The 14,813-nt window shown below is 74.4% G+C and carries 11 protein-coding genes; 3 read left to right on the top strand and 8 right to left on the bottom strand.

Translation table 11 applies throughout. The features are described 5' to 3' along the window. Positions 1-15: 15 nt before the first annotated feature. Positions 16-5,865 carry a pullulanase-type alpha-1,6-glucosidase gene (gene pulA / locus BJ981_RS23330; RefSeq protein ID WP_311745685.1) on the top strand — a complete coding sequence of 1,950 codons (5,850 nt, stop codon included), beginning with the start codon at positions 16-18 and terminating at the stop codon, positions 5,863-5,865. A 41-nt stretch (positions 5,866-5,906) separates the two neighbouring features. On the opposite strand, the gene BJ981_RS23325 is transcribed toward pulA, so the two are convergent. After that, positions 5,907-6,869: an endonuclease/exonuclease/phosphatase family protein gene (locus tag BJ981_RS23325; RefSeq protein WP_204069999.1), complete on the bottom strand. Its 963-nt coding sequence runs from the start codon at positions 6,867-6,869 to the stop codon at positions 5,907-5,909. A gap of 254 nt (positions 6,870-7,123) precedes the next feature. Between BJ981_RS23325 and BJ981_RS23320 the strand changes: the two genes are divergently transcribed. Continuing rightward, a complete protein-coding gene (locus tag BJ981_RS23320) occupies positions 7,124-7,408 on the top strand; it encodes a HesB/IscA family protein (protein ID WP_184613731.1) in 285 nt (94 codons plus the stop codon). Positions 7,409-7,417: 9 nt separating this feature from the next. Here BJ981_RS23320 and BJ981_RS23315 read toward each other — a convergent pair whose 3' ends face one another. The 3 genes from BJ981_RS23315 to BJ981_RS23305 all read right to left on the bottom strand — a co-directional run bounded on the left by BJ981_RS23315 (position 7,418) and on the right by BJ981_RS23305 (position 10,126). After that, positions 7,418-7,987, bottom strand: a complete 570-nt coding sequence (locus BJ981_RS23315; RefSeq protein WP_184613728.1) for a GNAT family N-acetyltransferase — start codon at positions 7,985-7,987, stop codon at positions 7,418-7,420. Between the two features lie 264 nt (positions 7,988-8,251). Continuing rightward, positions 8,252-9,103: an N-acetyl-1-D-myo-inositol-2-amino-2-deoxy-alpha-D-glucopyranoside deacetylase gene (gene mshB, locus BJ981_RS23310; protein ID WP_184613726.1), complete on the bottom strand. Its 852-nt coding sequence runs from the start codon at positions 9,101-9,103 to the stop codon at positions 8,252-8,254. Between the two features lie 135 nt (positions 9,104-9,238). After that, positions 9,239-10,126, bottom strand: a complete 888-nt coding sequence (locus BJ981_RS23305) for a 1-aminocyclopropane-1-carboxylate deaminase/D-cysteine desulfhydrase (RefSeq protein WP_184613724.1) — start codon at positions 10,124-10,126, stop codon at positions 9,239-9,241. 70 nt (positions 10,127-10,196) lie between these two features. Between BJ981_RS23305 and galK the strand changes: the two genes are divergently transcribed. Further along, a complete protein-coding gene (gene galK, locus BJ981_RS23300; protein WP_184613722.1) occupies positions 10,197-11,321 on the top strand; it encodes a galactokinase in 1,125 nt (374 codons plus the stop codon). Here galK and BJ981_RS23295 read toward each other — a convergent pair whose 3' ends face one another. The 4 genes from BJ981_RS23295 to BJ981_RS23280 all read right to left on the bottom strand — a co-directional run bounded on the left by BJ981_RS23295 (position 11,322) and on the right by BJ981_RS23280 (position 14,810). Then, a complete protein-coding gene (locus BJ981_RS23295; protein ID WP_184613720.1) occupies positions 11,322-12,818 on the bottom strand; it encodes an FAD/NAD(P)-binding protein in 1,497 nt (498 codons plus the stop codon). A gap of 137 nt (positions 12,819-12,955) precedes the next feature. Continuing rightward, positions 12,956-13,321, bottom strand: a complete 366-nt coding sequence (locus BJ981_RS23290) for an STAS domain-containing protein (protein ID WP_184613718.1) — start codon at positions 13,319-13,321, stop codon at positions 12,956-12,958. 244 nt (positions 13,322-13,565) lie between these two features. Beyond that, on the bottom strand, positions 13,566-13,769 hold the full coding sequence (locus BJ981_RS23285) for a cold-shock protein (RefSeq protein WP_184613716.1): 204 nt from the start codon (positions 13,767-13,769) through the stop codon (positions 13,566-13,568). A 255-nt stretch (positions 13,770-14,024) separates the two neighbouring features. Continuing rightward, complete coding sequence (locus BJ981_RS23280) at positions 14,025-14,810, bottom strand: enoyl-CoA hydratase-related protein (RefSeq protein WP_184613714.1); 786 nt, start codon at positions 14,808-14,810, stop codon at positions 14,025-14,027. Positions 14,811-14,813: the final 3 nt, after the last annotated feature.

Genomic DNA, 14,813 nt, shown 5'->3' with positions numbered 1-14,813 from the left:
TCACGGAGTCGCCGTGTGGCCGTGCTCCTCGCCATGGCGCTGTGTGTGCCGCTCGCCGGCGTGTCAGGCCTCTCTCCCGCCGCAGCCTCGGCCGTGGCCCCCGCTCGCCCGCTCACTGCCACGGGTCCCGGCACGGCCCCCGCCGGTTCGGCCGCGGCCGCGGGTTCCGGCGGCGTGGTCGTCTCGTCGGCGCCGGTGGGAGGGGGGCCGGTGGTGTCGGCGCTGAGCCGGGGTTCCGGGAGCGGGGACGGGGAGCTCGCGCGGGACGCGGTTCGGGCGGATCTGACGCGGGAGCGGTTCTACTTCGCGATGACCGATCGCTTCGCCAATGGCGAGGCCGGGAACGACAGGGGCGGGCGGGGCGGCGATCGGCTCGTCACCGGGTTCGATCCGACGGACAAGGGGTTCTACCAGGGCGGTGACCTGGCGGGGCTGATCGGGAAGCTGGACTACATCAAGGGGCTCGGCAGCACGGCCCTGTGGCTGACGCCCGCGTTCGTGAACAGGCCCGTGCAGGGGGTGGGCGCGGGCGCGTCGGCCGGGTACCACGGGTACTGGATCACCGACTTCACCTCCGTCGACCCGCACCTCGGCACGAACGCGCAGATGAGGCGGCTGGTCCGCGAGGCGCACAAGCGCGGGATGAAGGTCTTCCTCGACATCATCACCAACCACACCGCCGATGTCGTGGACTACGCGCAGAAGACCTACGCCTACCGCTCCAAGGGCGCGTACCCGTACGTCGATGTCGACGGCAAGGTGTTCGACGACCGCGCCTACGCGGCCGGCGGCACGTTCCCCAAGGTGACGGCCGACTCGTTCCCCTACACCCCGGTCGCCCCGACGGGTGTCAGGAAGCCGGCCTGGCTGAACGACCCGACCATGTACCACAACCGGGGCGACTCGACGTTCAGCGGTGGCGAGACCGACGAGTACGGCGACTTCGCCGGACTGGACGACCTGTGGACCGAACGGCCCGAGGTCGTGCAAGGCATGATCGACATCTACCGCACGTGGGTGCGCGAGGCCGGCGTGGACGGCTTCAGGATCGACACGGCCAAGCACGTGAACATGGAGTTCTGGGAGCGGTTCACCCCGGCCCTGCACGGCTACGCCGCCCGGCTCGGCGACGAGCGCTTCTTCATGTTCGGCGAGGTGTACTCCGGCGACCCGGCGGTGACCAGCAGGTACTCCACGCGCGGCGGCATGGACGCCACGCTGGACTTCCCGTTCCAGGAGGCCGCCCGGTCGTTCGCGGGCGGCACGGCCGGGGCGGACAGGCTGGCCCGCCTGTACGCGGGCGACGACTATCACACGAGCGCCCGCGACAACGCGGCGTCGCTGCCGACGTTCCTCGGGAACCACGACATGGGCCGGATCGGCAGGTTCGTCGCTCAGGACGCTCCTGGCGCCTCGGACGCCGAGCTGTTGCGGCGCGACCTGTTCGCCCACGAGCTGATGTACCTCACGCGGGGCCAGCCGGTCGTCTACTACGGCGACGAGCAGGGCTTCACCGGCAAGGGCGGCGACAAGGACGCCCGCCAGACCATGTTCGCCTCGCGCACGCCGGACTACCTGGCCGACGACCTGATCGGCACGGCGGCCACGCACGCCCAGGACAACTTCGTCCCCTCCCACCCGCTCTACCAGGGCATCGCGGCGCTGGCGCGGCTGCGCGACGCCCATCCCGCGCTGGCGGACGGCGCGCAGGTCGAGCGCCTGGCCTCGGGCGGCCTGTACGCGTTCAGCCGCATCGGCGCCAAGGAGCGGGTCGAGTACGTGGTCGCGGTGAACAACGCCCGCACCCCGGCCACCGCGGACGTCCCGACGTACTCGCCGGGCATGGAGTTCGCCCGCGTGTACGGCACGGCCGCCGCGCGCCTGACCTCGGCGGCCGACCGCACGCTCCGCCTGACCGTGCCGCCGCTGTCGGCGGTGGTCTACCGGGCCGCCGCGGCGCTGTCCGTCCCGGCGGCCGGGCCCGCGGTGTCGATCGCGCTGCCGGGCGCCGAGGTGCGGGGCGCGGCGGGCGAGCCGAGGATCCCGGTGACGGCCACCGTCCCGGGCGCCGGCTTCGACCAGGTGACGTTCGCCGTGCGGGCGGGGGACGGCGCGTGGACGGTGCTCGGCACCGACGACGCCCCCACCACGACGAACGGGGCGACCCGGACCTTCCGCGTGTTCCACGACCTGACCGGCATCGCGCCGGGGACGCAGCTCACCTACAAGGCCGTCGTCAAGGACTCGGCGGGCCGGTACGCCTCGGCCGCCGCGACGGTCACCGTCGCGGCGCCGCCCGATCCGGGCGAGCCGGGGGCCGTGCGGCGGGACTGGCTGGTCGTCCACTACAAGCGGGCGGACTACGACGGCTGGGGCCTGCACGTCTGGGGCGACGTCGAGCGGCCCACCGACTGGGGCTCCCCCGTGCCGTTCGCGGGTGAGGACGCCTACGGCCGTTTCGCCTGGGTCAGGCTCAGGCCGGGCGCGACCGGCGTCGGGATCCTCGCCCACAGGGGGGACGAGAAGGACGGCGGCGACCGGCTGGTGGACCCGCGGCGGACCGGCGAGGTGTGGCTGGCGGAGGGCCGGACGGAGACGTACGGGTCGCGGGCCGCCGCCCAGGGATACGCCACGGTCCACTACCGGCGCCCGGACGGGGACTACGACGGCTGGGGCCTGCACCTGTGGGGTGACGGCCTGGCCGGCGGCACGGCCACCGACTGGGCGAAGCCGCGCCCGCCGGACGGCGCGGACTCCTACGGCGCGTTCTGGAAGGTGCCGCTCAAGGACGCCGCGGCGCCGCTGAACTTCATCGTGCACAAGGGGGACGCCAAGGACCCCGGCCCGGACCAGGCGTTCACACCCGCGGCGCGCCCGGAGGCGTACGTGAACTCGGGGGACGCCCGGGCGCACGCGACGCGGGCCGCGGCCGAGAACGTCGCGATCCTGCATTATCGCCGCCCGGACGGGAACCACGACGGCTGGGGGCTGCACGTGTGGACCGGAGCCGCGGCCCCCACCGACTGGGCGGCGCCGCTCGCGCCGGCGGGGGCCGACGGCTTCGGCGTGTACTTCAGGGTGCCGCTGGCGGAGGGGGCGACGAGCCTGAGCTACATCTTCCACAAGGGCGACGAGAAGGACCTGCCGTCCGACCAGTCGCTGGACCTGGCCGCGGCGGGCCACGAGGTGTGGCGGCTCGCGGGCGCCGAGGGCCACCTGCTGCCGCAGCCCGCGGCGCCGGGCGCCGACGCCGACCTGTCCAAGGCGCGGGCCCACTGGATCGACCGGGGCACCCTCGCCTGGGACGTCACGCCATCGGCGTCCTCGCGCTACGCGGTGGCCTTCTCCGGGAAGGGCGACCTGAGGTACGACAAGGGCGATCTGCGGGGGGACGTGCGTCTCGTCCGGCTGCTGCCCGGCGCGCTGACCGCCGCGCAGAAGGCCGCCTGGCCGCACCTGGCCGCGTACGCGGCGTTCACGGTGGACCCGCGTGACGCGGACCTGGTCGCCGGGGCGCTGCGCGGCCAGGTGGTCGCGGTGGAGCGGGACGCCTCGGGCGCGCTGCGCGCCGCGACGGGCGTGCAGATCCCGGGCGTGCTCGACGACCTGTACGCCGGGGCGGTGTCCGCCCCGCTGGGCCCGGCCTGGTCCTCGGGGTCGCCGGCGGTGTCGGTGTGGGCGCCGACCGCGCGGAAGGTCGAGCTGGCGCTGTACACCGGCCCGGCGGGGGGCGCGCGCACCGTGCACGCGATGCGCCGCGACGACGCCACCGGCGTGTGGTCGGCGCGCGGCACGCCCGCCTGGAAGGACCGCTACTACACCTTCCTGGTCACGGTGTACGCGCCCGCGGCGGGCGAGGTCGTCACCAACGAGGTCACCGACCCCTACAGCCTGGCGCTCGCGGCCGATTCGGCGCGCAGCCGGCTCGTGGACCTGTCGGACCGCGCGCTGCGCCCGGACGGCTGGGCGGACCTGCGCAAACCCCCGCCCGCCCACCGGCCGTCGATCTACGAGCTGCACGTGCGGGACTTCTCCGCCTCCGACGCGACCGTGCCCGCGGCCGAGCGCGGCACCTACGCGGCGTTCACCCGCGACTCGGCCGGCACGCGGGCGCTGCGGGCGCTGGCCGCCGACGGGCTGACGCACGTGCACCTGCTGCCGGCCTTCGACTTCGGCAGCGTGCCGGAGCGCAGGGCGGACCGCACCGAGCCGTCCTGCGACCTGGCCGCGCTGCCGCCCGACTCCGGCCGGCAGCAGGAGTGCGTGGCGGCCACCGCGGCCACGGACTCCTTCAACTGGGGGTACGACCCGGTCCACTACACGGTCCCCGAGGGGTCCTACTCGACCGATCCGGACGGGTCGCGGCGCGTGGTGGAGTTCCGCGCCATGGTCGCCGCGCTGAACGGGGCGGGGCTGCGCGTGGTCATGGACGTGGTCTACAACCACACCTACGCCGCCGGGCAGGACCCGAGGTCGGTGCTGGACAGGATCGTGCCCGGGTACTACCACCGCCTGCTGGCGGACGGCTCGGTCGCGACCTCCACGTGCTGCGCGAACACCGCGCCCGAGCACGCCATGATGGGCAGGCTCGTCGTCGACTCGGTGGTCACCTGGGCCAGGGAGTACAAGGTGGACGGCTTCCGGTTCGACCTCATGGGCCACCACCCGAAGGCGAACATCCTGGCGGTGCGGGCCGCGCTCGACCGGCTCACGCCCGCCCGCGACGGCGTGGACGGCAGGTCGGTCGTCCTGTACGGCGAGGGGTGGAACTTCGGCGAGGTCGCGGACGGCGCGCGGTTCGTCCAAGCCACGCAGGCGAACATGGCGGGCACCGGCGTGGGCACCTTCAACGACCGGCTGCGCGACGCCGTGCGGGGCGGCGGCCCGTTCGACGCCGACCCGCGCGTACAGGGGTTCGCCTCGGGGCTGGCGGGCGCGCCCAACGGCTCCCCGGCGAACGGCGGCGACGAGCAGCGGCGGGCCCGCCTGCTCCACTACCAGGACCTGATCAAGGTGGGGCTGGCGGGGAACCTGCGCGACTACCGGTTCACCGCGTCCTCGGGCGCGGAGGTCACCGGCGCGCAGGTGGACTACAACGGCTCGCCCGCCGGGTACACCGCGGCGCCGGGCGAGGCCGTGACCTACGCCGACGCGCACGACAACGAGACCCTGTTCGACGCGCTGGCCTACAAGCTCCCGCAGGGCACGCCCATGGCGGACCGGGTGCGCATGCAGTCGGTGGCGCTGGCCGCGGTCCTGCTGTCGCAGGGCGTGGCGTTCCTGCACGCGGGCAGCGAGCGGCTGCGGTCCAAGTCACTGGACCGCAACTCCTACGACTCCGGCGACTGGTTCAACCGGCTGCTGTGGGACTGCGCGGCGGGCAACGGCTTCGGGGCGGGGCTGCCGCCCGCGGCCGACAACGCGGCCAGGTGGCCGTACGCCGGGCCGCTGCTCGCCGACCCCGCGCTCAGGCCGGGCTGCGCGGACATCGGCGCGGCGCGGGCCCGTGCCGGGGAGCTGCTGCGGATCCGGTCCTCCTCGCCGGCCTTCTCGCTCGGCTCGCGCGAGGAGGTGCAGCGGCGGCTGTCCTTCCCGACGAGCGGCACGGGCGAGACGCCGGGCGTCGTCACCATGCACCTGGACACGGCGGGGCTGGACCCGCGCTGGTCGTCGGTCACGGTGGTCTTCAACGCGACGCCGGACGAGCGGCGGCAGGTCGTGCCCGCCCTGAAGGGGACGCGGGCCGCGCTGCACCCGGTGCAGGCGGCCTCGGACGACCCGGTGGTGAGACGGTCGGCCTTCGACCCGGCGACCGGCGCGCTGACCGTTCCCGCGCGGACCGTGGCGGTGTTCGTCCAGCCGTGACCCGAGCGGGCGCTCCTCCCGGTCGAGGCGGGCGGACGCTCCTACAGGTCGAGGCGGGCGTAGAGGGGGGCGTGGTCGGAGTCGGCGGCGTCGCGGCGGGCCGTCGGGTCCTCGGAGATCGACGGCAGGCCGTGGGAGACGACGGAGCGCATCTCCGCGACGCGTTCGATGAGGGCCCGGCTGACCAGGATGTGGTCGATGAGCTCCCCCTTGCCGTTGTGGATCCGCGAGTAGCGGTCGGCCGCGGGTTCGATGCGCGTGGCGAGGTTCCACAGGCGCCAGGCGTCGCCCTTGTCGGGCCGCAGGGCCCCCGGCGTGCCGAGCTCCGATCCCGGGGGGCCGAGCACGATCTGGGTGGTGGCGGCCTGCGGCTCGTCGTTGAAGTCGCCGAGCACGACGAGCGGGCGCTGCCGTCCCTGGCCGTCGAGCAGGCCATCGGCGAGACCCCGCAGCGTGGTGGCCTCGGCGGCCCGCCGGTACAGCGCGTAGGCGCCGAACCGGGCGCGTTCGCCCTCGTCGCGGGCGGCGAACCTGCCGCCGGGGAAGCTGAGCAGCTTGGACTTCAGGTGGCAGACGGCGATCGACAGCGTCGTGCCCGGGGTGGGCTCCACCTGGACGGCGAGCATGCCGCGGCTGGTCTGGGAGGTGCCGGGGCCGGTGTCGTCGTTCTGGACGGCGGCCAGCGGCGCGGTGAAGACGCTCACGTCCCGCTGGACGGTGAGCGGGAACCTGCTGATCACGCCGACGCGGATGCCGCGGGCGTCGGGGTGTCCGGAGAGGGCGGTGTGCCACTCGCCGCCGAGCTCGGCGGTGAGATCGTCCAGCGCCTCGGGGTCGCCGACCTCCTGGACGCCGAGCACGTCGGGCGCGAAGCCGGTGATCGTGGTGGCCAGTGCCTTGATCTTGGCCTGGTAGGCGGTGGTGTCGCCGGGGCCGAACTCACCTCCCGGGCGGTAGAGGTTCTCCAGGTTCCACGTGCCGACGACGACCATGATCGCTCCCACCCGCGCTGTCCCACCCTTTGAAGGCGCGGGACAGGTGCCGGCCGCGTCCCGCGGCTCAACTATGGGCCTCCGCACGACGGCGCGCCACGGTTTCCCGGCGAATCGTGAGACGTGTCGCGGACGATCCGTCCCAACGCCCCGTCAACGAAGCCTCAGCGAGATTCGACCCTTCCAATCCCGAGATCCGGTTTATCGACCTCAAAGACGGCAAAGGCCGAACTGTTAGGACAAATCGACCCTGGCGAGGAGACCCAATGCTCACGCTGACAGACACCGCCGCCAAGGTGATCCGAGACCTCAACGCCCAGTCGGAATCGACCGACAAGGGCATCCGCATCTCGTCCCAGGGCGATGACGCGGGCTCGCTGATGCTCTCCGTCGCCGAAGGGCCCGAGACGACCGACAAGGTCGTCGAGAGCGAGGGGGCGAAGGTCTACCTCGACCCGGTCGCCGCGTCCGTGCTCGACGACAAGGCTCTCGACGCCGACATCGACGACCAGGGCGGCATCTCCTTCCACGTGGAGGACCAGACGTCCTGATCCCGCGCCTCAGGGCGCGGGATGAGCCCAGGTCAGCAGGCTCAGCCTGCGCCCCTTCTCCTGGACGACCTTGGGAGGCTCGCCGGTGAGGGTGAAACCCGCCGCGCGGGCCACCCGCGTGCTGGCCTCGTTGTCCCGCTCGATCTCCAGGCAGACCCGCGACAGCCCGGCCACGGTGTGCGCGAACTCGGCCATGACCCGGACCGCGCGCACCGCCAGCCGCCTGCCGCGGTGCGCCGCGCCGACGACGTAGCCGATGCTGCCCGTGCCCGCCGGCCAGCCCACCCGGCTCAGCAGGATCTCGCCCTGGGGCGCGCCCCCGTCGGTCGTGATCGCCAGGTTCAGCCGCTCCCCCGCGGCGCGTGAGCGCCGCGCGGCCTCCAGGTACCGCCGGGCGGCCGCCAGGTCGAACGGGCTGGCCAGCGGCGTCCAGCGCGCCACGTCGGGGTCGTCGAACAGGTCGGCCATGGCCGGCAGGTCGTCGTCGGTCCACTCGCGCAGCACGAGCCCCTCCCCGCTCAGCCTGATCTCAAGGGAGCGCGTGGGGGACGCGGGACGCGTGTCGTGCTCGATCGTCATGGGGGCCTCTCGACGGCGTGGACCATGGCCTGGACCGGCGGACCTCGCCGGAAGGGCCGGGCGGCGGCGAACGGGACGGGCCTCGGGGACGGGTGCGTCCTCCCGTCCCCGAGGGCTCAAGGTTCCGGCGCGCCCGCCTGCGGCGCACGCGTGCCCGATGGACCCGTCCGCCACCCTAGGACGGCGGCCACGCGGCGGCAATGATCCGGCAGGACACCACCAGGTCACGACCTCGTCTCGACCTGGCCGCCCCGGCGGCCGCGGTCAGCCGAACAGGCCGGTCTCGCGGCCCTCGGCGTCGAGGGGGCCGGGGTCGCCCGCCAGGCGCGTGTAGTACTCGGCGGGGTAGACGGGGTGGCCGACGTTGTTCGACAGGGCGAAGTGGCCGCCGTTCACCATGATCTGGGTGCGGTGGGCGCGCAGGGCGGCGAGCTTGGCGTCGAGGTGGCCCCCCGCCTCGACGCGGGTCGTGATCTGCTCGTCGGGAACGCCGAAACCGAAGTCCTCGACGGACTTCACCCGCGCGAAAGGACCGGAGTCCACCGCGCCCTCCAGCAGCGACAGCGGCATGGCGGTGGCGTAGAAGCGCGAGGGGGTCCAGGGCTCGCCCTCGCCGAAGGAAGGGTCGCCGGCCTTCTCGAAGGCCCGCCAGGCCACCCGGTGGGCCTGGATGTGGTCGGGGTGGCCGTAGTAGCCGTTGTCGTCGTAGGTCACGATGACCTGCGGGCACACCTCGCGCACGATGCCGGCCAGCTCGGCGGCGGCAAGGTCGACGTCGGCCTGCCAGAAGCAGTCCGGGTCCTCGTTGGTGGGGGCGCCCATCATGCCCGAGTCGCGCCAGCGCCCGGCCCCGCCGAGGAAGCGGTGGTCGGCGACGCCGAGTGCCGCGCACGCGCGGGCCAGCTCGCCGGCGCGGTACTCCCCCAGGCGGTCCTCGCGGTCGGCGGCGAGGTGGCGCAGCTCGGGCGGGATGACCTCGCCCTCCTCGCCGAGCGTGCACGTCACCAGGCAGACGTGGGCGCCTTCCGCCGCGTACCTGGCCATGGTCGCGCCGGTGCCGATCGTCTCGTCGTCTGGGTGCGCGTGGACGAACAGGATGCGTCGTTCGGGCGGCATGCGTCCTGCCTCTCCTTCGGATGGCTGAATCCCGTGGGACGGGCCCGCCGAGAACCATACGCGCGTCGAGTCACGTTCCCGGTACGACTCCGTCGCGGGAACGGCCGGCACAGCGGGAACGGCCCGCGCCGCGCCTCAGCCGGTGACGACCGCGACGATCCGGGTGCCGGGCGCGAACGCGCCCCGCGCGGCGAGCGCGAAGACGCCGTACATCATCTTGGCGACGTACACCGGCTCCAGGACGCGGCCGTGCCGGGCGGCGAAGCCGGCGGCGAAATCGTCCAGCTCCGGGGTGCGCCGGGCGTAGCCGCCGAAGTGGAAGCCGCACTCCAGGCCGTAGTTGCCGGAGGAGGCGCCGAACGCCTCGCGCCGCAGCCGGTCGACCTCGCCCGCCAGGAACTCCCCGCCCTTCAGCGCGGAGAAGCCGAGGGCCCTGCGGCCCGGGGGCAGCCCGGCGGCGATGCCCGCGAGCGTGCCGCCGGTGCCGGTGGCACAGCAGATCACGTCGTAGGCGACGCCCTGCGCCTCGATCTCGGCGGGCAGCTCGGCGCAGCCGCGCACCGCCCGGGCGTTACTCCCCCCTTCGGGGATCAGGTGGAACCGGCCGTGCTCGGCGCGCAGCCGGGCGATCACCTCGGGGGTGTTCTTGGCCCGGTAGGTCGTGCGGTCCATGTAGGTCAGCCGCATGCCCTGCGCCGCCGCGTACGCCAGGGACGGGTTGAGGGGCAGGTGCTCCTCGCCGCGGATCACCCCGATCGTCGCGAACCCGAACAGCCGCCCGGCCGCGGCGGTCGCGCGGATGTGGCCCGAGTATGCGCCGCCGAAGGTCAGCAGCGTGTCCTCGCCGCGCCGGGCCGCCTCGGCCAGGTTGTCCCTGAGCTTGCGCCACTTGTTGCCCGGCACGTCGGGGTGGATGAGGTCGTCGCGCTTGAGGAACAGGCGCGCGCCGCCGAGCCGCCGATCCTCGATCTCCTCCAGCGGGCTCGGCAGCCGCGCCCCGGGGAGGGAGAGGCGTTCGTCCACAGGCCCAGCTTGGCACGGGTGCGGGCCGCACTAGGCTTGCGGGGACCCCGAGCGAGGAGAGAGCGTCGTCATGCGTGTCGCCGAAGAATTCCGAGCGGCCTTCGGCCGCGAGCCGGAAGGGGTGTGGCACGCCCCGGGCCGGGTGAACCTCATCGGCGAGCACACCGACTACAACGGCGGGTTCGTGCTGCCCTTCGCGGTGCCGTGGGGCGTGGCCTGCGCCGCCGCCCGCCGCGACGACGAGGTGGTCCGGCTGCTCTCCCTGCAGGACGGGTCCGCCCGCGTCCACGAGATCGCCGTCCTGGACGAGGCCGAGGGCTGGACGCGCTACGTGGCGGGCGTGTTCTGGGCGCTGCGCCGGGCGGGGCACGCGGCGGGCGGCGCCGACCTGGTGATCGACGGCGACGTGCCGCGGGGCGCGGGCCTGTCCTCCAGCGCGGCCCTGGAGGTCTCGGTCGCCCTCGCGCTGGACGAGCTGTACGGCCTGGGCCTCGGCCGCATGGAGCTGGCCCTGCTGGCGCAGCGGGCCGAGAACGACTTCGTGGGCATGCCCTGCGGCATCATGGACCAGGCCGCCTCCGCGCTCTCCCGCGAGGGGCACGCCCTGTTCATGGACTGCCGCAGCCTCGCCTCCCGCGCGGTCCCGCTCGACCTGGCCGCCGAGGGCTTCCAGGTCCTGATCATCGACACCGGCGTCCACCACGAGCTGGCCGACGGCCAGTACGCCCGCCGCCGCCGCGACTGTGAGAACGCCGCCAAGCGCCTGGGCGTCGAGGCGCTGCGCGACGTCACCGACCTGGCCGGGGCGCTGGCGGTGCTGGAGGGCGACGAGCGCAGGCGCACCCAGCACGTCGTGACCGAGAACCACCGGGTCGAGGCCGTGATCGGCCTGCTGCGCGCCGGGGCGCTGCGCGAGATCGGCGCCCTGCTGAACGCCTCCCACCTCTCGCTGCGCGACCAGTACGAGGTGTCCTGCGCCGAGCTGGACGTCGCCGTCGAGGCCGCCGTCCGGGGCGGGGCGCGCGGCGCCCGCATGACCGGCGGCGGGTTCGGCGGCTCGGCGATCGCCCTGGTCCCCGTGGACCGTCTCGACTCGGTGCGTCACGAGGTCGCCCGCGCCTACGAGGCCCGCGGCTGGCGCGCCCCGCGCTTCCTGCCCGCCGTCCCGTCCCCGGGCGCGCGCCGCCTGGCCTGATCAGGCCACCCGCGGCACCGTCGGGCCCGCGGTCGCGGCGAGGACGGCGCGGGCGAGGGCGTCCAGCGGCGGGTCGTCGGCGGACAGCGGGTCGGCCCCGGTGGTCCAGCCGCCGAGCGCGAAGCGGTGCGGGTGCGCGGCGCCGCTGCTGTCCACGATGCGGTTGCCGGGCAGGCTCACCTTCAGCCGGCCGCATTCCTCGGCGCACTCCCCCCGGTCGTGCAGGCGCCTGAGCAGCGGGTCGCGGGTGCGGTCCAGGCTGGGGGCGGGGCGCCTGGCGTCGACGAAGGCGGTGGCGGTCACGGCGCCGGGCACGCTGGCCGAGGTGGCGCGCCAGACGCCGTCCCCGGAGGGCTCGACCCGGGCCGCGGCGCCGAGGAAGGTCAGCACGCCGGCCCGGCCCAGCGCCCTGAGCTCGGCGATCCGCGTGGCGGACAGGCCGCCCGCGGCGTGCCGGGCCAGGCGGTGGAGCCAGGCGTCCTGCGGCACCCGCCGGGCCAGGGCGTCCAGCACGCCGCGCAGCCCTTCGATCATGGCGAGGTCGGCGCTGTGGGCGGGGTCGGCGCGACGGGCCAGGTCGGCGGCGAGGTAGCCGTACGTCCACCGCTGCAGCCCCGCCAGGTCGCCGAAGCGCATGCCGGCGAGCGGGCGGTCGAGCCGGGCGAAGTTGAGCCGGTCCTCGAAGCGCGGCACGGCCGTGCGGATCAGCGCGCGCATGGCGGGGCCGTCCCACTCCTCGGCGGCGAAGGCGGCGGCGAAGCCGGGCCAGCCCACACGGGCCCGGTCCCGGTGGAGGGTGAGCAGGTGGTGGTAGTAGGCGTAGGCCAGGTCCTTGGCGACCAGCGGCCACACCTCGCGCCGGAAGTCGTGCGGCCCGGGGCCGAGCGCGGTGACGAAGCGCGGGGCCGGGGGCGGGTCGCCGGTCCGGTAGGCGTGCCGGGCGTGGTGGGGCACTCCGCGCGGGGACCCGGCGTGAATCAGAGGCTCCGCGCCGCTCGGCAGGTAGACGGGCCCGCCGTCGCGCCCCGGCCGGAACCGGCCGCCCCGCCCGGTGGTGAGCCGGGCGACGACGCCGGACATCACCGCCCCGAGCCCGAGCACCAGCACCGGCCGCCCGCCCGGCACCCGGTCCAGGGAGGGACGGCCGCCCGCGTGCCCGGCGGGCCGGTAGTACAGGCCGTGGTCGCGGGCGAAGTCGCGCAGTTCGCGCTCGCGGGGCGAGGGCAGCACGTCGGGCCAGGCGTGGGCGAGGACGACGGCGCAGGTGTCCAGGCGGGTGCCGTCGTCGAGGAGGACGAACCGGCCGGACAGATCGACGGCGCTGGCCCGGTGGGCGTGGACCCGCAGCGCGTCCGGGGACGGCGGCGCCGCCGTGCCGGCCGCCTGAGGGTCCACGACGTGGACGTCCAGCGGCCCGGCGGAGGCGTGGGCGCGTATCCGCTCCACCAGGCGGATCCCCGTGGCCCCGGCGCCGACGACGCAGATTGACGCGGTCACGCTCGCCTCCCGGTATTCAGCTATCTTGACGGTAGGGATTACAGGAAATCCTCGGCGCGTCAATGGTATGACGAACGGCGCCCTCCCCGAAGGGAGGGCGCCGTTCCATGTCAGATGCCGCGCCATCGCGGCGGGGATCAGTGGCGGAAGGCCGCCTGCGCGGTGCGGACCGCGTCCAGGGTCTCGGCGGGAACGCGCTTCCGGCGGACGGGGAAACGGGCGCTGAGGCCGCTGGCCTCCAGCACGCGGAGCACGGACGAGGAGGGCGAGATCAGGCACACCCCTCCGCCGAGGCGCAGCGAGCGCCGCCGGGCGGCCATCAGGGCGGCGACGCCGCTCGCGTCCATGAAGGTGACCCCCGACAGGTCCACCTCGAGGCGGGGACGCGGGGGCTGTAGCGCGGCCAGGAGGCGCTCGCGCAGTTCGGGTGAACAGGAGATGTCGACGTCGCCGGTCACGCGGCAGAGGGTCGAGTCGGCCTGGATGAGAAGGTGCAGGTCCATCGATGGGACCTCCAATCGATGGACGCGGGGCGGTCGCCTCTCGGCAAACCTGCCGCCCGCGTCCCGAGGATGAGAACGGCACCCGCCGCCCTCACGGAGCCTTACGGCCCGCTGTGTCGGTGGTCATGATGACCAGGTGAGAGACGCGGCCCGTCCGGGCGGGGCCTGACGGCCCCTCCGTGCGAGCACGCGACTCGTCGTCAGGGGGCCTGGCGGCCCCCCTCACGCGTCGGCGCCCCGCGCGTCAGATCGGGCGGACCTGCTCGGCCTGGGGCCCCTTCGGACCGCGCGTCGTCTGGAAGTCGACCCGCTGGTTCTCCTCCAGGCTGCGGTAGCCGCTGGAGTCGATGGCGGAGTAGTGGACGAAGACGTCGGCGCCGCCGTCGTCGGGCGCGATGAAGCCGAAGCCCTTCTCGGCGTTGAACCACTTGACGGTTCCCTGAGCCATGGACTGATTCTCCTCATTGAGACGATCTGCGAGGCCCGCGGATGCGGCTCCTCGGGTTGTCCGGCGACCGACCGCCCCTCGAAAGCACGTTGGCTTCGCATGGTGGAACGCCCGCTGTGAGAACTTCGCAGGCGCTGCTACACGTAACGAACCTCTACTACAACCGCTCCCATTCAACACCATCGCTCGGCGGCCTGGCGAACGCAGGGGCCGCGCGAAGGGGGCCGGAGGCGGCCCGCCGGGCGGCGCGGCGCGTCAGTCCGGCCGCCCGAGCGGCGGGAACGCGGGCGGACGGCGTTCCAGATGGCTCGCGACGCCCTCGGCGAAATCGCGCCGGGCGAACGACTCGATCATGAGCCGGAACGCCTCGGCGCTGGAGGCGTCCAGCGTCGTCTCCCAGTCGCCCCAGACCTGCCGCTTGATCACGGCCATCGACGCCGGGGAACTGCGGGCGGCCAGCTCCCGCGCGTAGCCGGCGACCTCCTCCGCCAGCCGCTCCCCCGGCGTCACGCGCCAGGCCAGGCCGAGCCGGCCCGCCTCCGCGCCGGTGAACGTGCGGCCGGACAGCAGCAGTTCCATGGCCCTGGCCTGCCCGGCGAGCTTGGGCAGCACCCACGCCAGGCCGTACTCGGCGATCAGGCCGAGGCGGGCGAAGGCGGTGGTCCACTTGGCCTCGGCCGCCGTGAACACGAGGTCGCACACCAGCGCCTGGAGCATGCCGAAGCCGGCGCAGGCCCCGTTGACCGCCGCGATGATCGGTTTGCGGATCGTCGTCGGGTGGGTGCCGGGACGCCTGTCCTGCTCCTCGTCGTAGGAGCCGTCCCGGATGGCGGCCAGCGTCTCGAAGTCGGCGCCCGCGCAGAAGCCTCTACCCGCGCCGGTGACCACGATGACGCGGACGCCGGGGTCGCGGTCGGCCTCGTCCAGCAGGTCGAAGTAGCGGCGCCCGAGCGCCCCCGTCCAGGCGTTGAGCCGGTCGGGACGGTTGAACGTCAGCGTCAGCACGCCGTCGTCCAGGGACGACAGCACGAGATCGGACACGGA

The organism is Sphaerisporangium krabiense (genome assembly GCF_014200435.1).
Classification (GTDB): domain Bacteria; phylum Actinomycetota; class Actinomycetes; order Streptosporangiales; family Streptosporangiaceae; genus Sphaerisporangium; species Sphaerisporangium krabiense.
The sequence above is the reverse complement of the archived record's forward strand: the minus strand, read 5'-3'. Positions and strand labels throughout refer to the sequence as shown.